Consider the following 16,405-nt stretch of genomic DNA (forward strand, 5'->3'; position numbering starts at 1 on the left):
TAGTGTAATATATATTAGATTGTTGTAGATATGAAAGATATATTATAGAAGAAATACAAGGTAGCAATAGAGGGAAGAGATATGAAAGTTAAATTATAATAATGTTGTAGAACAACAAAAATATAGATAGTGAAAAATAAGTAGTGTTATAAGAGTAAAATAGCTAAAGATATAATATGGATGAAAGCTAAGCTATACAAATATTGTAGAATAACAAAATATAGATAGTTAAGAATAAGTAAGTGTTATAAGAGTAAAATAGTTAAAAATTAAAAATAGATAGATGTTAAATTATACTAAGATAACAGCATATAAAAGTCAAATTATATAGTAAATAAATTATATAAACATGTAAATTTTAAAAATTAGACTATTTAGACTATATATATTTAGGCTGTATAAATGTTGTTATGTCTAAACAAAGAAACATATGTAGCATAATTGTGATTTTAGAATTTAAGTTGAAAAGGAATAATTTTATGGATAATAACAGATTAAAAGAATTTTGTAACCTCATAGGATTAAAGTGTGTAGGAATAGCTGGAGTAGACAAGTATGAAAATCTGAGAGAGATACTTGAAAATAGACAGAAAAAAGACTATTTAACAGGTATGGAAGAACCCATAATTGAAAATAGAATTAATCCTAGAAATATAATGGAAGATGCTAATTCTATAATAGTGTGTGCTTTTCCATACCATATAAATAGACAAGAAAAGAATAAAAATTCAAATTTATCAAAATATTGTCATGGAAAGGACTATCATATTGTAGTAAAAGATTTTTTACAACAAATTTGTAATTATATTTCCAAAAATGTAGAAGGTTTTAGATATAAGATATTTGCTGATAATGGACCATTAGTTGACAGATATTTAGCTTATTTATCAGGTATTGGATATTTTGGAATAAATAATAATATTATAACTGATGAATATGGTTCTTATATATTTATTGGATATATAGTAAATAATTATAAGTTTGAAGAAGATAAACCACTAGAAAAAAGCTGTTTTAAATGTGGAAAGTGTGTAAAATATTGTCCGGGAAATGCTATATTGGGAAATTATGATATGAATCCTAAAAAATGCTTATCATATATAACTCAAAAAAAGGGAGATTTGTCAGAGGAAGAAAAGTATGTTTTAAAGAAAAGTAAAAAGATATTTGGGTGCGATATTTGTCAAGAAGTATGTCCTCATAATATTGAAATACCAACAACTCACATCTTGGAATTTAAGGAAGATATAATAGACTATTTGGATTATGATGAGATACAAAATATATCAAATAAAGAATTTAAGAGGAGATATGGAGATAGAGCTTTTAGCTGGAGGGGTAAAAATATAATAAAGAGAAATATGGAAATAATTTTAGATAAGTATGATGACTAATAATAAGAGTCTATTTCATATACTTTAATGTATATTTACTTTAACACTTATGGTGTAAAAGTCATATTATATCATTAAAGTTAAATATGAGGAGGTGGGGGAATATTGAAATATAATAATACATCTGAAATAAGTCCACTAGATAGTATATTGGGTCAAGAAAGAGCAGTAGAAGCTATGGAGTTAGGTTTAAAGATAAATAATCCAGCCTACAACATATACCTAGCTGGGGAATCTGGAACAGGTAAAAGTACTTATGCCTTAAAGGTTTTAAATGAATATGCATCTAAAAAAAGTACACATAAAGATTGGTGCTATATATATAATTTTGAAAACCCTAGAGAACCTATGATAGTTGAATTAGAAAAAGGGTTTGGAAGAGAACTTAAGAAAGATATGGAAAAGTTAGTGGAAAGTCTTTTAGAAGATTTTAAAAATGCATTTGAAAGTGAAGATTTTGAAATAGAGAAAAATAAACTTTTGGATGAATATGAAATAGAAAAAGATATGTTACTAAAGCAGATTAAAAAATATGGAGAAGAAAAAGGATTTAAACTAAAACAAAGTAAAATGGGAATAGTTTTCATACCTTTGAAGGAAGATGAAGAAGAAAGTGATATATCAGATGAAGAGTTTTATAAGGCTAAAAGAGAACTCGAAAACATGGCAATACAAGTTGTATATAAAATTAGAAACTTGGAAGAAAAAGCTGAAAAGGCTGTGTTAGAGCTTGAAGAAGAGATAGCTAAGCTTGTAGTAGAACCTCATATTAAAACGTTGTGCGAAAAATATGAATGTTATGAAAAAATTCAACTTTACTTAGAAAATATAAAAAAAGATATCATAGAATACATGTATTTATTTTACTTAGATGAAGAAGAATTGAAAGATAAGTATGATAAAGAACACTTTATAAAGTATAAAATTAATTTATTTGTAGATAATGGAGGTTCGAAAAAGAAGGAATCAGCACCTGTCATAGTAGAGATAAATCCAAGCCCATCAAACCTATTTGGAAAGGCAGAATATGATTATGCAAACGGAAATATAAAGACTGATTTTACAAAATTATTATCAGGAGCATTTCATAGAGCTAATGGCGGATATTTGGTGCTTTATGCAGACCAGTTATTAAAGTATACTATGTCTTGGGAAATTCTTAAAAAGACATTGCAAACAAAAAAAGTAATTTTGGAAACACAGACAGCAATTAAACCAGAAAATATGCCATTAGATGTCAAAGTGATATTGATAGGAAGTCATTATATATATGATATTTTATATAGATATGAAGAAGATTTTGGAAAATATTTTAAAATATTTGTAGATTTTGATAGCGAAATGGATAAGAATAAAAATAATGAAGATGGAATAGCTAGATTTATAGCATATCAATGCAATAAAAATGGCTTAAAACATTTTACAAAAGATGCAGTTGACGAAGTTGTTAAGTTTAGCACTAAATTGTCTGGTGATTTAGAGAAGCTCTCAACTAAGTTTAATAAAATAATGGAAGTTATAATAGAAGGAAGTGCATATGCAGAATTTAGAAGTTCCAATTATACAGAGCGAGATGATATTAAAAAAGCAATAAGTGAAAAGAAAAAGCGTATTAATAGAGTAGAGACACATATGGATGAATCAATTGAAAATGGTTTTACTCTAATAGAAACAGAAGGAAAAAAAGTTGGAGTAATAAATGGGCTATCAGTTTTAAGTACAGGAGAATATTCTTTTGGTAGGGCTTCAAGGATTACAGCAACTACTAGTCCAGGAAGCAATGGTATAGTAAATATAGAAAGAGAAGTAAATATGAGTGGCTCAATACATAATAAAGGAGTGCTTATATTAGGGGGATATCTTTCTGAAAACTTTGCACAGGATTTATTGATGTCATTAAATGCATATATTTGTTTTGAGCAAAATTATGGAGGTATAGATGGGGATAGTGCATCTTCTGCGGAGTTATATGTATTGTTATCATCTCTTAGTGGTGTAGCAATTAAGCAAAATATTGCAGTTACAGGCTCTATAAATCAAAAGGGAGATATACAAGTAGTTGGTGGAATAAGTGAAAAAGTAGAAGGATTTTATTCTATATGTAAAACTAAAGGCTTAAACAATGAACAGGGTGTAATAATTCCTAAAAAAAATCAGAGAAATCTTGTTTTATCAGATGAAGTTAATGATGCTATAAAAGATGGAAAATTTAAAATATATACAGTTGAAAGAGTAGAAGAAGCTATAGAGATATTGACAGATGTCAAATTTGAAGAAATAAAAAAATTGGTCAAAGAAAAACTACTATCTTTTAGTAAGATACAAATTGAGGCAAAAGAATAAGTTTATAATAGAATTTAATGGGTATTTATATGTATAATAAAAAGCAGGAACTTTAATAAGTTTTTGCTTTTTTTGTGAAATATCTGTAGAGTAAGTTTTGTTTTGTATGTTGATGTTTATTTTTTGTTGATATGATTAAACTATATATAAATAATGTTTTATAAATTGGTATTTTAAGGGGGATAATTATGAAAAGTGTAAATAAGAAAGATATAAGTAAGAATGATGCAACTAAGAATGATGTAAATAAAATTGAAACTCAAAAAGAAGTAGATGAAATAATTGGTGAAAAAGATATAGAAAATTTTGTAGATATTAAGGATAATAAAAAAAGTGTCAAAGTTAGCAAAAAAGATGCTCAAAAAAGTGAAAAAGATAGTAAATTAAAAGATAATAAATCTAGTAAAAATATACAAAAAGTGAGTAATAAGAAAGCTAAAAGTAAATCTGTGGATAAGAAAGAATCTAAAAACGAAAAAGATGTAAATAAAATTTTAGATGAATTAGAAAAATTATATCCAGATGCTACATGTGAACTAAATTATGGGACAGCCTTTGAACTTTTAATAGCAACTATATTATCCGCTCAATGTACTGACGTAAGAGTAAATAAAGTTACAGCAGAATTGTTTAAGAAGTACAATACAGCAAGAGATTTTGCAGATTTAAGTATTGAAGAAATTAGTAAAGAGATAAAAAGTTGTGGTCTTTATAAAAGTAAGGCTCAAAAAATAAAAGCTACATCTGAACAGTTGTGTGAATTATATAATGGTGAGGTACCAGATACTTTAGAAAAGCTTGTAAAACTTCCTGGTGTTGGGAGAAAGACAGCAGGCGTTGTTCTTAGTAATGCCTTTAATCATCCAGCAATAGCAGTAGATACACATGTATTTAGAGTCAGTAATAGAATTGGAATAGTAGATGAGCCAAACCCTCAAAAAACAGAATTTGCACTTATGGAAGCCATACCAAAAGAAAGATGGTCACACTCACATCATGTATTAATTTTTCATGGAAGAAGAATGTGTAAAGCTAGAAATCCAGAGTGTGAAAACTGTCCAATAAAAGATGATTGTAATTATTATCAAGAACTTAAAGAAATGAAATAACTTTTCTAAAGTAAGTTGTACAAGAGTGATTTTCTGATATAATAATACTTATGAAAATGTTAGATAGAAAACTATTATATATAATAATATAAAAATTATTATTAACATTATTATATATGATAGTATAATATTATTGTTATTCTGTTTATAAAATAAAGTTTAGTAAACAAGAACGATATTTAGGAGGATAAAAATGTCATTAAATATAGTATTAGTAGAACCAGAAATACCTCAAAATACAGGAAATATAATAAGAACTTGTGCAGCAACAGGTTCAACTTTGCATTTAGTAAAACCATTAGGTTTTTCATTGGATGATAAGCACTTAAAAAGATGTGGTCTTGACTATTGGGATATAGCTGATATACAATATTACGATAGCTTTGAAGAATTACAAGAAAAATATCCAAACAGTAGATACTTTTTTTCTACAACAAAGGCTAAACAATCGCATTCAGATGTAAAATATGAAGAAAATTGTTTTATAGTATTTGGGAAAGAAACAAAGGGATTACCAGAGTCTTTGTTGAAAGCAAATATGGATACTTGTATTAGAGTACCTATGTTAGATGTTGAAAAAGCTAGGTCATTAAATTTATCAAATTCAGTAGCTATAGTAGTATATGAGGCTTTAAGACAAATAGGATACCCTAATATGAGGTAGTTTAAATAATCCTAAATTAGAAAGGAGCATACTTAATGAAAAATCTAAAGATAATCTGTGACAGTTTATCGGACGTGCCAAAAGATTTGTTAGATAAATATGATATAGATATTGTTTCATTAACAGTTATATTAGAAGAAAAAGAATACAAGGATAGGATTGATATATCTGGAGATGAATTTTATAAAAAACTTAGAGAAGAAAATGCATATCCAAAAACTTCTCAAGCTACTTATGCCCAATTTAAGGAAGTTTTTGAAAAATACACGAGTGAAGGTAGAGCAATACTTTATATAGCTGGTTCGGCTACAGCTACAGGAACATATCAAAGTGCTGTAATGGCGAAGAATGATGTAGAAGGTGAAATATATACATATGATTCTAACTTACTTTGTATGGGAACTGGTCTGCTTGTAATAAAAGCAGGAGAGCTTGCAAGTGAAGGAAAATCTATTAATGAAATATTACCTGTTTTAGATGAATTAAAAGAAAAAGCTTTTGTTATATTTTCAGTGGATACATTGGAGTACTTACAAAAGGGAGGAAGAATATCATCTACTAAGGCGGCAATAGGAAGTATATTAAATATAAAACCTATTCTTGAAATAAAAGGAGGGTTAGTCTCACAATTATCTCAAGTAAGAGGTAAGAAGAATGTAATTTCTAAGATGATGGACTTGATAAAATCGAATTGTGGGGATGATTTATCAGACCAAGTTATATATATAGGATATAGTGATGACATTAAGGAAAAAGAACAATTGTCTAAAGTTATAGAGGATGAATTGAGACCTAAGGAAATTAAATTTTTCCAAATTGGTGTGTGTATAGGTGCACATGCTGGTCCTGGTGTAACTGGAATTATATGTCTAAAAAATAAATAACAATTTTTTATATTGGGATTATTTATTTTTTTATTAATTTATGATAAGATATGTTAAACATTGATACACTAGATATGATTTGTTTTAGATAGAATTAAGTGTTGATATATTAAGTTGAGTTTTTAGGGAAGTGTGTAAATAGATAGAAATCTATTACACACTTTTTTATGGTAAGTTTATTGAAAAAATTAAATAAATACTTGCAAATGAGGTATAACAAATCAGTAAATAGTATGTAAAAATGTCACAAAAATATAAGGAGTGGATTTTGATGCGTTTAAAAAAATTGTTGGTATTAATGTTAACTGTAGCAATGACTGCTGGAATGTTAGTTGGATGTAGCAGTAATTCAAGTAATAATTCTAGTTCTAATCAAGATAATAAAAATAAGCTAAGTAACAAAGAAAATTCAAAAAAATCTGTATCTATGATATTAGATATTGAAGGGTCAAATAATGGAGTCATGAATAATTCAGCTTTGTTAGCGTTAGATACTGCACAAAAAAATCTTAACATAGATACAAATAAAGTGGAATCAGAGGATTCATCAACTTTTTCTAATAGCATAGATATTTTATGTAATGATAATACTGACTTGATTATAGCTGTTGGTTCTAGATTTGCAAAGCCTCTAGAAAAGATAGCCAAGAAATACCCAAAGCAACAGTTTGCCATTGTAGATTATGAGTATGACAAACAACCATCTAATATAACTTCAATTTCTTTTGAGGATAATAAGACTGGATATTTGGCTGGATTAGTTGCTGGAAAGATGACAGAAACAGATAAGGTTGGTTTTATAGGTGGAGTAGAGGGTTCTAGTAGAAATAAATTTGAATCTGGCTTTAAAGAAGGTGTTAAATTTTCTAATAGCAATATAAAAGATATTTCAGTTGAGTATGTAGATATTTTTAAAGATAGTAAATCTGCTGAATCTGTTGCTAAAAAAATGATGGATAGTGGAGTAGATATTATTTTTTCTAATACTGAAGATGATTCAAAGAGTGTAATAAATATGGTTAGAGCAAAGAATAAAAAAGTGATAGCAATTAATAAAGATCAGCATGAGTTGGCTCCAGAAAATGTTATAAGTTCTATTGTAAAGGACTTTGAAAAGCCTACTTATGACTTAATACAAAGCTTTGTAAAAGGAGATTATAAGGGTGGTAAAGTTATAGAAAATACAATGAAGTCTGGAAGTACTGGACTTGCTCAAAATAGTTCTCAAAATATTCCTCCTGATGTGTTAGAATATGTAAATAAGAACAATAAATAATTTATAGAGACTTCATGTTCTATGTCAGGGAGTGAGTTTTGTGAAAATAAAAAGGATATTGATGTTTTGTTTTGTCATGCTCTTTACAGTTTTTATACTATTTATCTGTAATTTTGATTTTGGATTTAATAGAGTAAATAATAATTCTAATATAAATAATAATAAGTCTAAACAAAGTGAATCTAAGAATGTGTCAACTTTGTCTGATAAAGATAAGTCAAATAGTGAAAGTAGCAATGATGAGGATGAATTGGAAGATGATTCTTATGTAAGAAAAACTGTTGGAGTATTGTTAGATACTGAAAATTTAGGTAATGAATCGTATAATAATAATGTACTGTCAGCTTTAAAAAGAGCTGATGAGGATTTTGATATTAGAGAGAAGATTGAAAGACCAAAGACTTTTAATGACTTTGCAAATAGCATAGAAAAATTATATAAATATGAACCAGACTTGATAATAGCAGTTGGAGCTAGATTTGCAGAACCGATTAAACAAGCTGCTACAAAATATCCAAAACAGCAATTTGCAATAGTTGATTATAATTATAAGGTTCAACCAGCTAATGTAATTTCTGTATCATTTCAAGATAATTCCACTGGATATTTGGCAGGTCTTATTGCAGGAAAAATGACTGACACTGGTAAAGTAGGATTTATAGGAGGGGTTGAAGGCTCTAGTAGAGACAAATATGAATCTGGATTTAGAAAAGGTCTTAAAACTTCAAATAAAAATGCTGATTTATTGGTAAAGTATGCAAATGTATTTGAAAATCCTGAGTCAGCTAGAACTATTGCAAAAGAAATGAGAGATTCTGATAGAGATGTTGTATTTTCAGCCACAGAGGATGATGGAAAAAGAGCTATTCAGGTAGCTAGAGAAAATGGTGGTAAAGTTATAGCTATTAATAAAGACCAATATGATATGGCTCCAGATAATGTAATAAGTTCGATTGTAAAGGATGTAGAACAGCCTGTTTATGAATTGATACAGAATGTTGTAAAGGATGGTTTTAAGGGAAGTAAAGTCATGGAGTTTAAGATAAAAGATGGAGAAATTGGACTTACTCCAAATAGCAATAGAAACATACCACCAGATGTTTTGGAATATGTAAAAAAAGAGTACAATAAGGTGAAAAGTACATACTAATTATTGCTGAAGATATGTATAGTATTTGTGTGGAATGTTATAATTATCTATAGAGGAGTTGATACATATGGAAGACAAAATTTTGCAATTTCTAGACAAAATGCAAAACAGTATTAACGACAGATTTAATAAATTAGAAAACAGATTAGATAAGATGGATACAAGACTAGATAAAATGGATGCTAGATTTGATGAGGTAGACATAAGACTAGAGAAGATGGGTGCTACATTTGATGAAGTAGACATAAGACTAGATAAAATGGATGCTAGATTTGATGAGGTAGACATAAGACTAGAGAAGATGGGTACTAGATTTGATGAAGTAGACATAAGACTAGATAAAGTAGATGTTAGATTTAATGGAATAGACTCTAGATTAGATAAGATAGAAAATAATCTAGTAGAAATTAAAAAAGATTTAAAAGACACAAAGGTAGAATTAGAATATACAGAAAAACATGTTGTAGCTGTTAAAGGAGACACACAAGAGATAAAAAGAGACTTAAATAAAATTGAAATAGTAACAGCAAGCAATTGGAACGATATAGCTAAATTAAAATCAATTAGATGATAGAGTAGAGTTTTTATAAAAATTTATCAAAAAATACATTAATTAATTTAGATTAATTACATAAAAGTCCAATAATAAGTGTGTAAGTAGAAAAAATCTACTGCACACTTTATTTATATTCAAATAAAAAATTTATCAAAAAAAATAAAAAGGAGTAAAAAATGGAATTTACAAGAGAGCCATTTATACTAGATGACGATTTGTGTCTAGCTTTGGTGGACAAAAGAATTAGTTATCTAATGGAAAATGAATTAAAATTAAGAAATATAGAAATAATAAAAACAATAGAATGTAAAGAATTATATGAAAGTATAAAATATCACCCAGATATATGTATTTGTAATTTAGGAAAAGGAGATATAATTGTTGCGCCGAATGTATATAATCAATACAAAGAGTTATTAAGTAAACATAAATTTAATATAATTAAGGGAGAAGCTAATTTATCAAATAAATATCCTTATGATATACCTTACAATATTGCTATAGTTGGTGATTATGCCATACACAATTTTAAGTACACTGACAGAGCGATACTAGATTATATTGAAAATAATAAACTTAAAAAGATAAATATAGAGCAGGGCTATTCTAAATGCTCAATCTGTATAGTAGATAGAACATCTATAATAACATCAGATAAAGGTATTTGGAAAAGCATGAAGAATACAGAAATAGAGTGTTTATTAATAGAAAAAGGTCATATAAATTTATTTGAGATGAATTATGGATTTATAGGTGGATGTACAGGGTTAATTTCTAAGGATAAACTAGCTTTTTGTGGAGATGTTAAAAAACATCCTGACTATGAACGTATAAAAAGTTTTATAGAAAGTAAAAACAAGGAGATAGTTACACTTAGTAGTGAAAATTTACTCGATATAGGTTCTATAGTTCCTCTCATGACGAGAAAGGAGCGATAACTTTGGTTGAGAAGGATAATATTTCTTCTATGAAATTTTTGAGGAATAATAATGTAAACGATAGATTAATATATACAAATGACATTGTAGAAGTCGTAATTGATTCTGCAAAGCAAGAAGTATTAAATAAGAAGATACTTAATGGTACTAAAACTGAACAAAGAGCTCTAAATATTGATGAAATATCTACAGAAATAACTAGTATGATAATAAGTATAATGAAAGAGAAACTTTTAAAAGAATACATTCTAAAATGCTATGGGCGTACATATCCTGAAGATAAAAATAATATATACATATATTCACTAAACATATTTGCTAAAAAAGAGATTTTTATGAGAGAAACAGTATTTACAAGGGTTAGGAACTATATAGAGGAAAATGATTTTATAAATGTCGAAGGTTTTATTAGATTTAGAATGAGAGAATTTATGAAATATATTTCTGCTATAGGTGATATTGCAGTTGAAGAGTATTTAATAAAAAGAGACCAAGATGAGTTTATAAGAGTTTTAAAATATTTTATAGATACTCAAGAAGAAAAGATAGATTTACTTAAAGTTCATATAATGGAAGATAATACATTTATTTTATACGATAAAAATGGAAATAAAATAGACAGTATAGATGATGAAGAAATTATAAATATGGTCATAAGAGAAAATTTAAATTATGAGGACTTTTTAATAAGTACCTTATTAACTTTATGCCCTAAGAAGATAGAAATATTAGATTTATTAAATAACAATTGCTCAAAGGAAATCATAGATACAGTAGAAGCAATTTTTGAAAATAAAGTTAGTATAATTATGGAAAATTAGAATTGAAAGATATAATTTAAGATTTGAAAAGATAGTTAAAAATAAAAATATACTCAAATTACAGATGAATCAGAGTTAAAAGATAGTAAAATACAACTAAAATAATAAAAATAAAAATTAGAAATCAAAAAATTCTTTTGAAATCGACACGAAAGACTTATAATTGTATATAAAGCTATAATATAACTAGAGTTATTAAAGATAAAATATAGCTAACAAATATACAATTGATAAGGAGAAGTTTTATAATGGATAATTTAATTAGGATACTAATATTAGCTGTTATTGGTGGATTTATAGGTTATGTCACAAATGTAGTTGCTATAAGACTGATATTTAGACCAATAGTACCTATTAAGATACCTATTTTAAATATAGAGATAGTAGGTCTTATACCAAAGAGAAGAGCAGAAATAGCAGCAAATGTAGGTGAAATAATTCAAAACGAATTTCTTTCAATGGACGAAATACTTGCAAATATCATTACTGACGAAGATAAGGAAGAAGTTGTAAGATACATAAAAGCAAGGGTGAAAATTATCATACATGAGAAAGTTTCATTTATACCAAGCAGTATAAAGAACATGATTCAGGACTATTTAGGAGATATAATTGAATCTGAAGTGAAACAGAGCATAGATGAATTGAGCAAAAATATAATAAATAAAGCAAATGAGCGTATAGATATACAAAAAATGGTCGAAGATAAGATTAATGAACTAGATTTATATGAACTAGAAGAAATAATCATAAGAATAGCTAAAAATGAATTAAAACATATAGAAATCTTAGGTCTTGTATTAGGTTTCTTAATAGGTATAGTTCAAGGATTGGTGACTATATTTATCTAGTTATATCTATCATGCATGTAGATATGATTTAAAAATTTAAAATTAGTGAAAATATTATAATATTACTATAAATCAAAAGATTAAATTAATATAAAATATAAGAATATTAGTTTAAAATTGATTGAGATGAAAAATAATGGGTAATTAATATATTACATTAATGTTGATTGATGTATGACTATCTGTTATAATGAAAATATATCAAAAATTATAGTGTTGAAGAGGAAGAGTAGAGTGGAAACCATTCACAGAGAATCTGGGTCTATGGCTGAAAACCCATGTAATAGGTCTATTTGAAAACTACCTTGGAGCTGAGCTTATTAGCAATATTTGTTTTACACGATTTGTGAAAGTGCTCGGGTGACTACCTTATAGTCATCAAGAGGGTTGTATATATTTGTATACACCAACTTGGGTGGAACCGCGAATTAATATCGTCCCAAATATATTTGGGGCGATTTTTTATTACAAAAAAATTAAAAATTATCTCAATAAGGAGGAAAAAACAATGATTAAAGTTGCTTTAAAAGATGGTTCAATAAAAGAATTTGAAAATGCTCTTTCTGTTATGGATGTGGCTAAATCCATTAGTGAAGGATTAGCTAGAAATGTGGTAGCAGCATCTGTGAACGGAGAGGTTGTAGGTCTGGACCACATGATAGATAGTGATTGTGATTTAAACTTATTTAAATTTGAAGATAAAGAAGGAAAAGACGTTTTTAGACATACATCAGCACATATGTTAGCTCAAGCTATAAAGAGACTTTACCCAGAAGCAAAACTTGCTATAGGGCCAAGTATAGAGAATGGATTCTATTATGATATAGATTTAGAACATAGATTAGTTCCAGAAGACTTGGAAAAAATAGAAGCTGAAATGAAAAAAATAGCTAAAGAAGATTTAAAAATAGAAAGATTTGAACTTCCTAGAAATGAAGCTTTAGAACTTATGAAAGAACAAGGAGAAGATTATAAGGTAGAGCTTATATCTGATTTACCTGAAAGTGAAATAATATCTTTCTATAAACAAGGTGATTTTACTGATTTATGTAGAGGACCACATTTACCATCTACTAAAAAGGTTAAAGCTGTTAAATTACAAAGTGTAGCAGGTGCATACTGGCGTGGTGACGAAAAAAATAAAATGCTTCAAAGAATCTATGGAACTTCTTTTGAAAAAAATAAAGATTTAGAAGAGTACCTACACTTATTAGAAGAAGCTAAAAAAAGAGACCATAGAAAATTAGGTAAAGAATTAGGTTTATTTATGATACCTGATGAAGGTCCTGGATTCCCTATGTTCTTACCAAAAGGAATGGAACTTAAAAATGAATTATTAAAATTCTGGAGAGAAATACACAGAAAAGCTGGATATATTGAAATAGAATCTCCAATTATATTAAACAGAAAATTATGGGAGACTTCAGGTCACTGGTATCATTACAAAGAGAATATGTATACAGTTAAAATAGATGACGAGGATTATGCTATAAAACCTATGAACTGTCCTGGTGGATTAATTTACTACAATTCTCAATTACACTCATATAGAGATTTCCCAATGAGAGTTGCAGAGCTTGGAAGAGTTCATAGACATGAGTTATCTGGAGCATTACAAGGATTAATGAGAGTTAGAGCATTTACTCAAGATGATTCACATATATTCATGTTACCAGAACAAATCAAAGATGAAATAAAAGGTGTAGCTAATCTAATAGATGGTATTTACAAGACTTTTGGATTTGAATACAATCTAGAATTATCTACAAGACCAGAAAATTCTATGGGAAGCGAAGAAGAGTGGGAAGCAGCTGAAAATGGATTAAGAGAAGCTTTAGAAGAGTTAGGTCTACCATATACTATAAATGAAGGTGATGGGGCATTCTATGGTCCTAAGATAGACTTCCATTTAAGAGACTGTTTAGGAAGAACTTGGCAATGTGGTACTATCCAATTAGATATGCAACTTCCAAGACAATTTGATAATACTTATATTGGACAAGATGGTGAGAAACATAGACCAGTTATGATTCATAGAGTTGCTTTTGGTAGTATAGAGAGATTTATAGGTATATTAATTGAACATTATGCTGGCAAATTCCCAGTTTGGTTATCTCCAACTCAAGTTAAGATACTTCCTATATCTGATAAGTTTATGGATTATGCTAATGAAGTTAAAAAAGTATTATTTGATAAAGGTATAAGAGTTGAATTAGATGATAGAGCTGAAAAAATTGGATTTAAAATAAGAGAAGCTCAACTTGAAAAAGTTCCTTATATGTTAGTAGTAGGTGAAAAAGAAGTAGCTGAAAATAATGTTTCTGTAAGATCAAGAGATAAAGGTGAAATAGGCAGTATTAAATTAGATGAGTTTATAGCTAGTATTTCAAAAGAAATTGAGTCAAGAGAAAGTGTTATTCAAAACTAATATATAAAATAAAGTTAATTGATATATAAAATGTTAACTTGTGTATAGATAGATATTTTCTGTATAGATAAGTATCTTGTGAATAAATAATTATAATTAGAGGCACATTTAGTCATATTTTTTATGATAATGTGCCTCTAATTTTTGCTTATAAGATATAAAGATTTATCTTCGTGTAATTTATATAACTTTTTAATGTATATTATCTTTATGTAGTTTATACAAAGCTTTAATATCGCTATTTTTTGTTAGTTATTTTTTATAATATTTAAATCGGCACTTGTAGTATCCACATACATCTTTGCAGTCCCATTTTTATAAACATATGAATCGCCATCCTGAAGTAATTTAAAACTACTATTTAAATTACCAGAGACCTTACTAAAATCTAAGGTAAATCCTGAATTCTCAGGAATATACAAATCAATATCACCAGAAGTCGTATCACATTTGAAAGAAGACAACATTGCACTTGAATTAATTTTTATATCTCCACTAGTTGTCTCAGATTTGATATTGGAAAATTTACCCTCTATATTAACTTTACCAGAAGTTGATTCGCATATAAGATTCTTATTGTCCATATTTTCTAAATCTATATCTCCACTTGTTGTATTTATCTTCAAATCGTCAGTTTTACCAGAAAGTTGAATTTTACCAGAGACTGAATTACAGGTAACACTTTTACTATCAAGTTTTTTTATGTTGATATTGCTACTAGTTGTCTCTAAAGTCATTTTGTCAATCTTACCATACATTTCTATATTACCTGAAACTGATTCAATATACGCCATGTTACTTTTAAGATAAGTACTATATATATCTGCTGAAGTAGTAGATACATTTATATTGTTATATAATTTTTCAGGTAAATATAGTTCAAGTACTGTTGATTTTGGAAGTCCAATTCCAATGAAGAATTTTTTTGCAGAATTATCAATGATAGAAAGGGTATTACCATCAACCTTTATTTTTGCAATCTTTTTCCTTGAAAAATTAGAAGGAGCTTTTTGAATTAATTTGATTTTATTAGAATCACTCTTTAAAACTCTAACTTCACCTGAAATCCAGTCAACATCAATATTATTTATTTTATTTGAAAAACTCTCACTTTTAACAGTTATATACTTATCATAATTTTTATTAGAGGATAAAAAACTTTCATTTTTAACTGAACCTTTAATCAAATCTTTGACATCATATTTAGATGAAGTAATAGTATTTGTAAGGAAAATAATAAATATTATAGAAAATACTATAGCCACAATACTCCAAACAATAATTTTTATTTTTAAAAATTTTTTATTCATATTTATCATCATCCTCCGCGTCTTTTAATTGTAGTACACCTTCGACTATATGAATTCCCGCAGCACCTATTATGAATATTATCCATGAAAAGCTCCAAGCATCAAAACATATATTAACAATTAAAAAAATGCCAACTATTATCATCCAATATGCACTCATAAATGATTTATAAGCAAGATTTGTACTTTTAGTTTTTACTCTCCATTCTTTGAATTCTTCTACAATAGTATCATCAGATGGACTATAGTTTTGCTTTGTCATTCCATTGTATACTAATAGACCTGTTCCAACTGCTATTAATATAAACATTGGAAGACTAGCCAGAGTTGGTTGGATACCCAAGTTTACAATTAAAACAGCAGTTAAAAATGGACTTATTATAAAAAGAGCAATTGCTATTGATACTCTCAAAGCTCTTTTTTTTCTTTCTTCAATTAATTCAGAAGACATAAAATATGGTTCTTTAACACTTTCAATTAATTCAGATAAATCTCCAATCCCAGATATTACTGAATTATATGCTTCTTGCTTTGACTTACCATTTTGTATTTGGTCGCTGTATTTTTCTTTTAGATTTTCGAATAGTTCATCTTTAAGTTCTTTGACCTTTCTTGTTTCTTTAACTTCTGTAAAGCTTTGTTCAATATAATCATGTATTTTATCTAACATATTTTCACCTC

The 16,405-nt window shown here is 27.6% G+C and carries 14 protein-coding genes and 1 other annotated feature; of the genes, 12 read left to right on the forward strand and 2 right to left on the reverse strand.

Going from position 1 to position 16,405, the window contains the following annotated elements; translation table 11 throughout:
- The first annotated feature begins 479 nt into the window (after positions 1 to 479).
- From queG to thrS, 12 genes are all read left to right on the forward strand, one after another.
- Positions 480 to 1,394 (forward strand): tRNA epoxyqueuosine(34) reductase QueG, encoded by a 915-nt coding sequence (gene queG / locus IC219_RS06715; RefSeq protein WP_227831366.1) that lies wholly within the window; start codon positions 480 to 482, stop codon positions 1,392 to 1,394.
- A gap of 105 nt (positions 1,395 to 1,499) precedes the next feature.
- Positions 1,500 to 3,737 carry a Lon protease family protein gene (locus tag IC219_RS06720; RefSeq protein ID WP_227824631.1) on the forward strand — a complete coding sequence of 746 codons (2,238 nt, stop codon included), beginning with the start codon at positions 1,500 to 1,502 and terminating at the stop codon, positions 3,735 to 3,737.
- Between the two features lie 188 nt (positions 3,738 to 3,925).
- Positions 3,926 to 4,846, forward strand: a complete 921-nt coding sequence (gene nth, locus IC219_RS06725; RefSeq protein ID WP_255612943.1) for an endonuclease III — start codon at positions 3,926 to 3,928, stop codon at positions 4,844 to 4,846.
- Positions 4,847 to 5,039: 193 nt separating this feature from the next.
- Positions 5,040 to 5,510, forward strand: a complete 471-nt coding sequence (trmL, locus tag IC219_RS06730) for a tRNA (uridine(34)/cytosine(34)/5-carboxymethylaminomethyluridine(34)-2'-O)-methyltransferase TrmL (protein ID WP_227433604.1) — start codon at positions 5,040 to 5,042, stop codon at positions 5,508 to 5,510.
- A gap of 35 nt (positions 5,511 to 5,545) precedes the next feature.
- Positions 5,546 to 6,394, forward strand: a complete 849-nt coding sequence (locus IC219_RS06735; protein WP_227433603.1) for a DegV family protein — start codon at positions 5,546 to 5,548, stop codon at positions 6,392 to 6,394.
- A gap of 271 nt (positions 6,395 to 6,665) precedes the next feature.
- Entirely contained in the window at positions 6,666 to 7,670 is a 1,005-nt protein-coding gene (locus tag IC219_RS06740) for a BMP family ABC transporter substrate-binding protein (protein ID WP_227433602.1), read from the forward strand.
- A 40-nt stretch (positions 7,671 to 7,710) separates the two neighbouring features.
- Entirely contained in the window at positions 7,711 to 8,820 is a 1,110-nt protein-coding gene (locus IC219_RS06745) for a BMP family ABC transporter substrate-binding protein (protein ID WP_227831365.1), read from the forward strand.
- Between the two features lie 67 nt (positions 8,821 to 8,887).
- A complete protein-coding gene (locus tag IC219_RS06750; protein WP_227831364.1) occupies positions 8,888 to 9,391 on the forward strand; it encodes a hypothetical protein in 504 nt (167 codons plus the stop codon).
- Between the two features lie 161 nt (positions 9,392 to 9,552).
- A complete protein-coding gene (locus IC219_RS06755; protein WP_227433599.1) occupies positions 9,553 to 10,314 on the forward strand; it encodes a DUF6873 family GME fold protein in 762 nt (253 codons plus the stop codon).
- A gap of 2 nt (positions 10,315 to 10,316) precedes the next feature.
- Entirely contained in the window at positions 10,317 to 11,135 is an 819-nt protein-coding gene (locus IC219_RS06760; RefSeq protein WP_227433598.1) for a putative sporulation protein YtxC, read from the forward strand.
- A 248-nt stretch (positions 11,136 to 11,383) separates the two neighbouring features.
- Positions 11,384 to 11,986, forward strand: a complete 603-nt coding sequence (locus tag IC219_RS06765) for a DUF445 domain-containing protein (protein WP_227433597.1) — start codon at positions 11,384 to 11,386, stop codon at positions 11,984 to 11,986.
- A 207-nt stretch (positions 11,987 to 12,193) separates the two neighbouring features.
- Positions 12,194 to 12,431, forward strand: a binding site (T-box leader).
- Between the two features lie 63 nt (positions 12,432 to 12,494).
- Positions 12,495 to 14,414, forward strand: coding sequence for a threonine--tRNA ligase (gene thrS / locus IC219_RS06770; RefSeq protein ID WP_227433596.1), 1,920 nt, complete (start codon positions 12,495 to 12,497; stop codon positions 14,412 to 14,414).
- Positions 14,415 to 14,662: 248 nt separating this feature from the next.
- Here the strand turns inward: thrS and IC219_RS06775 are convergent, their stop codons facing one another.
- Together IC219_RS06775 and IC219_RS06780 are read right to left on the reverse strand one after the other, a co-directional pair.
- Positions 14,663 to 15,724 carry a DUF4097 family beta strand repeat-containing protein gene (locus IC219_RS06775; RefSeq protein WP_227831363.1) on the reverse strand — a complete coding sequence of 354 codons (1,062 nt, stop codon included), beginning with the start codon at positions 15,722 to 15,724 and terminating at the stop codon, positions 14,663 to 14,665.
- The gene (locus IC219_RS06780; protein ID WP_227483083.1) at positions 15,717 to 16,394 is read right to left on the reverse strand and encodes a TMEM198/TM7SF3 family protein; all 678 of its coding nucleotides are present in this window, start codon (positions 16,392 to 16,394) and stop codon (positions 15,717 to 15,719) included. Before IC219_RS06780 ends, IC219_RS06775 begins: the two co-directional genes overlap by 8 nt.
- Between the last annotated feature and the right edge of the window lie 11 nt (positions 16,395 to 16,405).

Origin of the sequence: Clostridioides sp. ES-W-0018-02 (assembly GCF_020658175.1) — a bacterium.
GTDB lineage: Bacteria > Bacillota > Clostridia > Peptostreptococcales > Peptostreptococcaceae > Clostridioides.

What these genes read in the sequence shown, in the direction of transcription:
- queG (WP_227831366.1), top strand. Translation starts at nt 480, where the DNA reads ATGGATAATAACAGATTAAAAGAATTTTGTAACCTCATAGGATTAAAG.
- nth (WP_255612943.1), top strand. Translation starts at nt 3,926, where the DNA reads ATGAAAAGTGTAAATAAGAAAGATATAAGTAAGAATGATGCAACTAAG.
- trmL (WP_227433604.1), top strand. Translation starts at nt 5,040, where the DNA reads ATGTCATTAAATATAGTATTAGTAGAACCAGAAATACCTCAAAATACA.
- IC219_RS06735 (WP_227433603.1), top strand. Translation starts at nt 5,546, where the DNA reads ATGAAAAATCTAAAGATAATCTGTGACAGTTTATCGGACGTGCCAAAA.
- IC219_RS06740 (WP_227433602.1), top strand. Translation starts at nt 6,666, where the DNA reads ATGCGTTTAAAAAAATTGTTGGTATTAATGTTAACTGTAGCAATGACT.
- IC219_RS06750 (WP_227831364.1), top strand. Translation starts at nt 8,888, where the DNA reads ATGGAAGACAAAATTTTGCAATTTCTAGACAAAATGCAAAACAGTATT.
- IC219_RS06755 (WP_227433599.1), top strand. Translation starts at nt 9,553, where the DNA reads ATGGAATTTACAAGAGAGCCATTTATACTAGATGACGATTTGTGTCTA.
- IC219_RS06765 (WP_227433597.1), top strand. Translation starts at nt 11,384, where the DNA reads ATGGATAATTTAATTAGGATACTAATATTAGCTGTTATTGGTGGATTT.
- thrS (WP_227433596.1), top strand. Translation starts at nt 12,495, where the DNA reads ATGATTAAAGTTGCTTTAAAAGATGGTTCAATAAAAGAATTTGAAAAT.
- IC219_RS06775 (WP_227831363.1), bottom strand. Translation starts at nt 15,724, where the DNA reads ATGAATAAAAAATTTTTAAAAATAAAAATTATTGTTTGGAGTATTGTG.
- IC219_RS06780 (WP_227483083.1), bottom strand. Translation starts at nt 16,394, where the DNA reads ATGTTAGATAAAATACATGATTATATTGAACAAAGCTTTACAGAAGTT.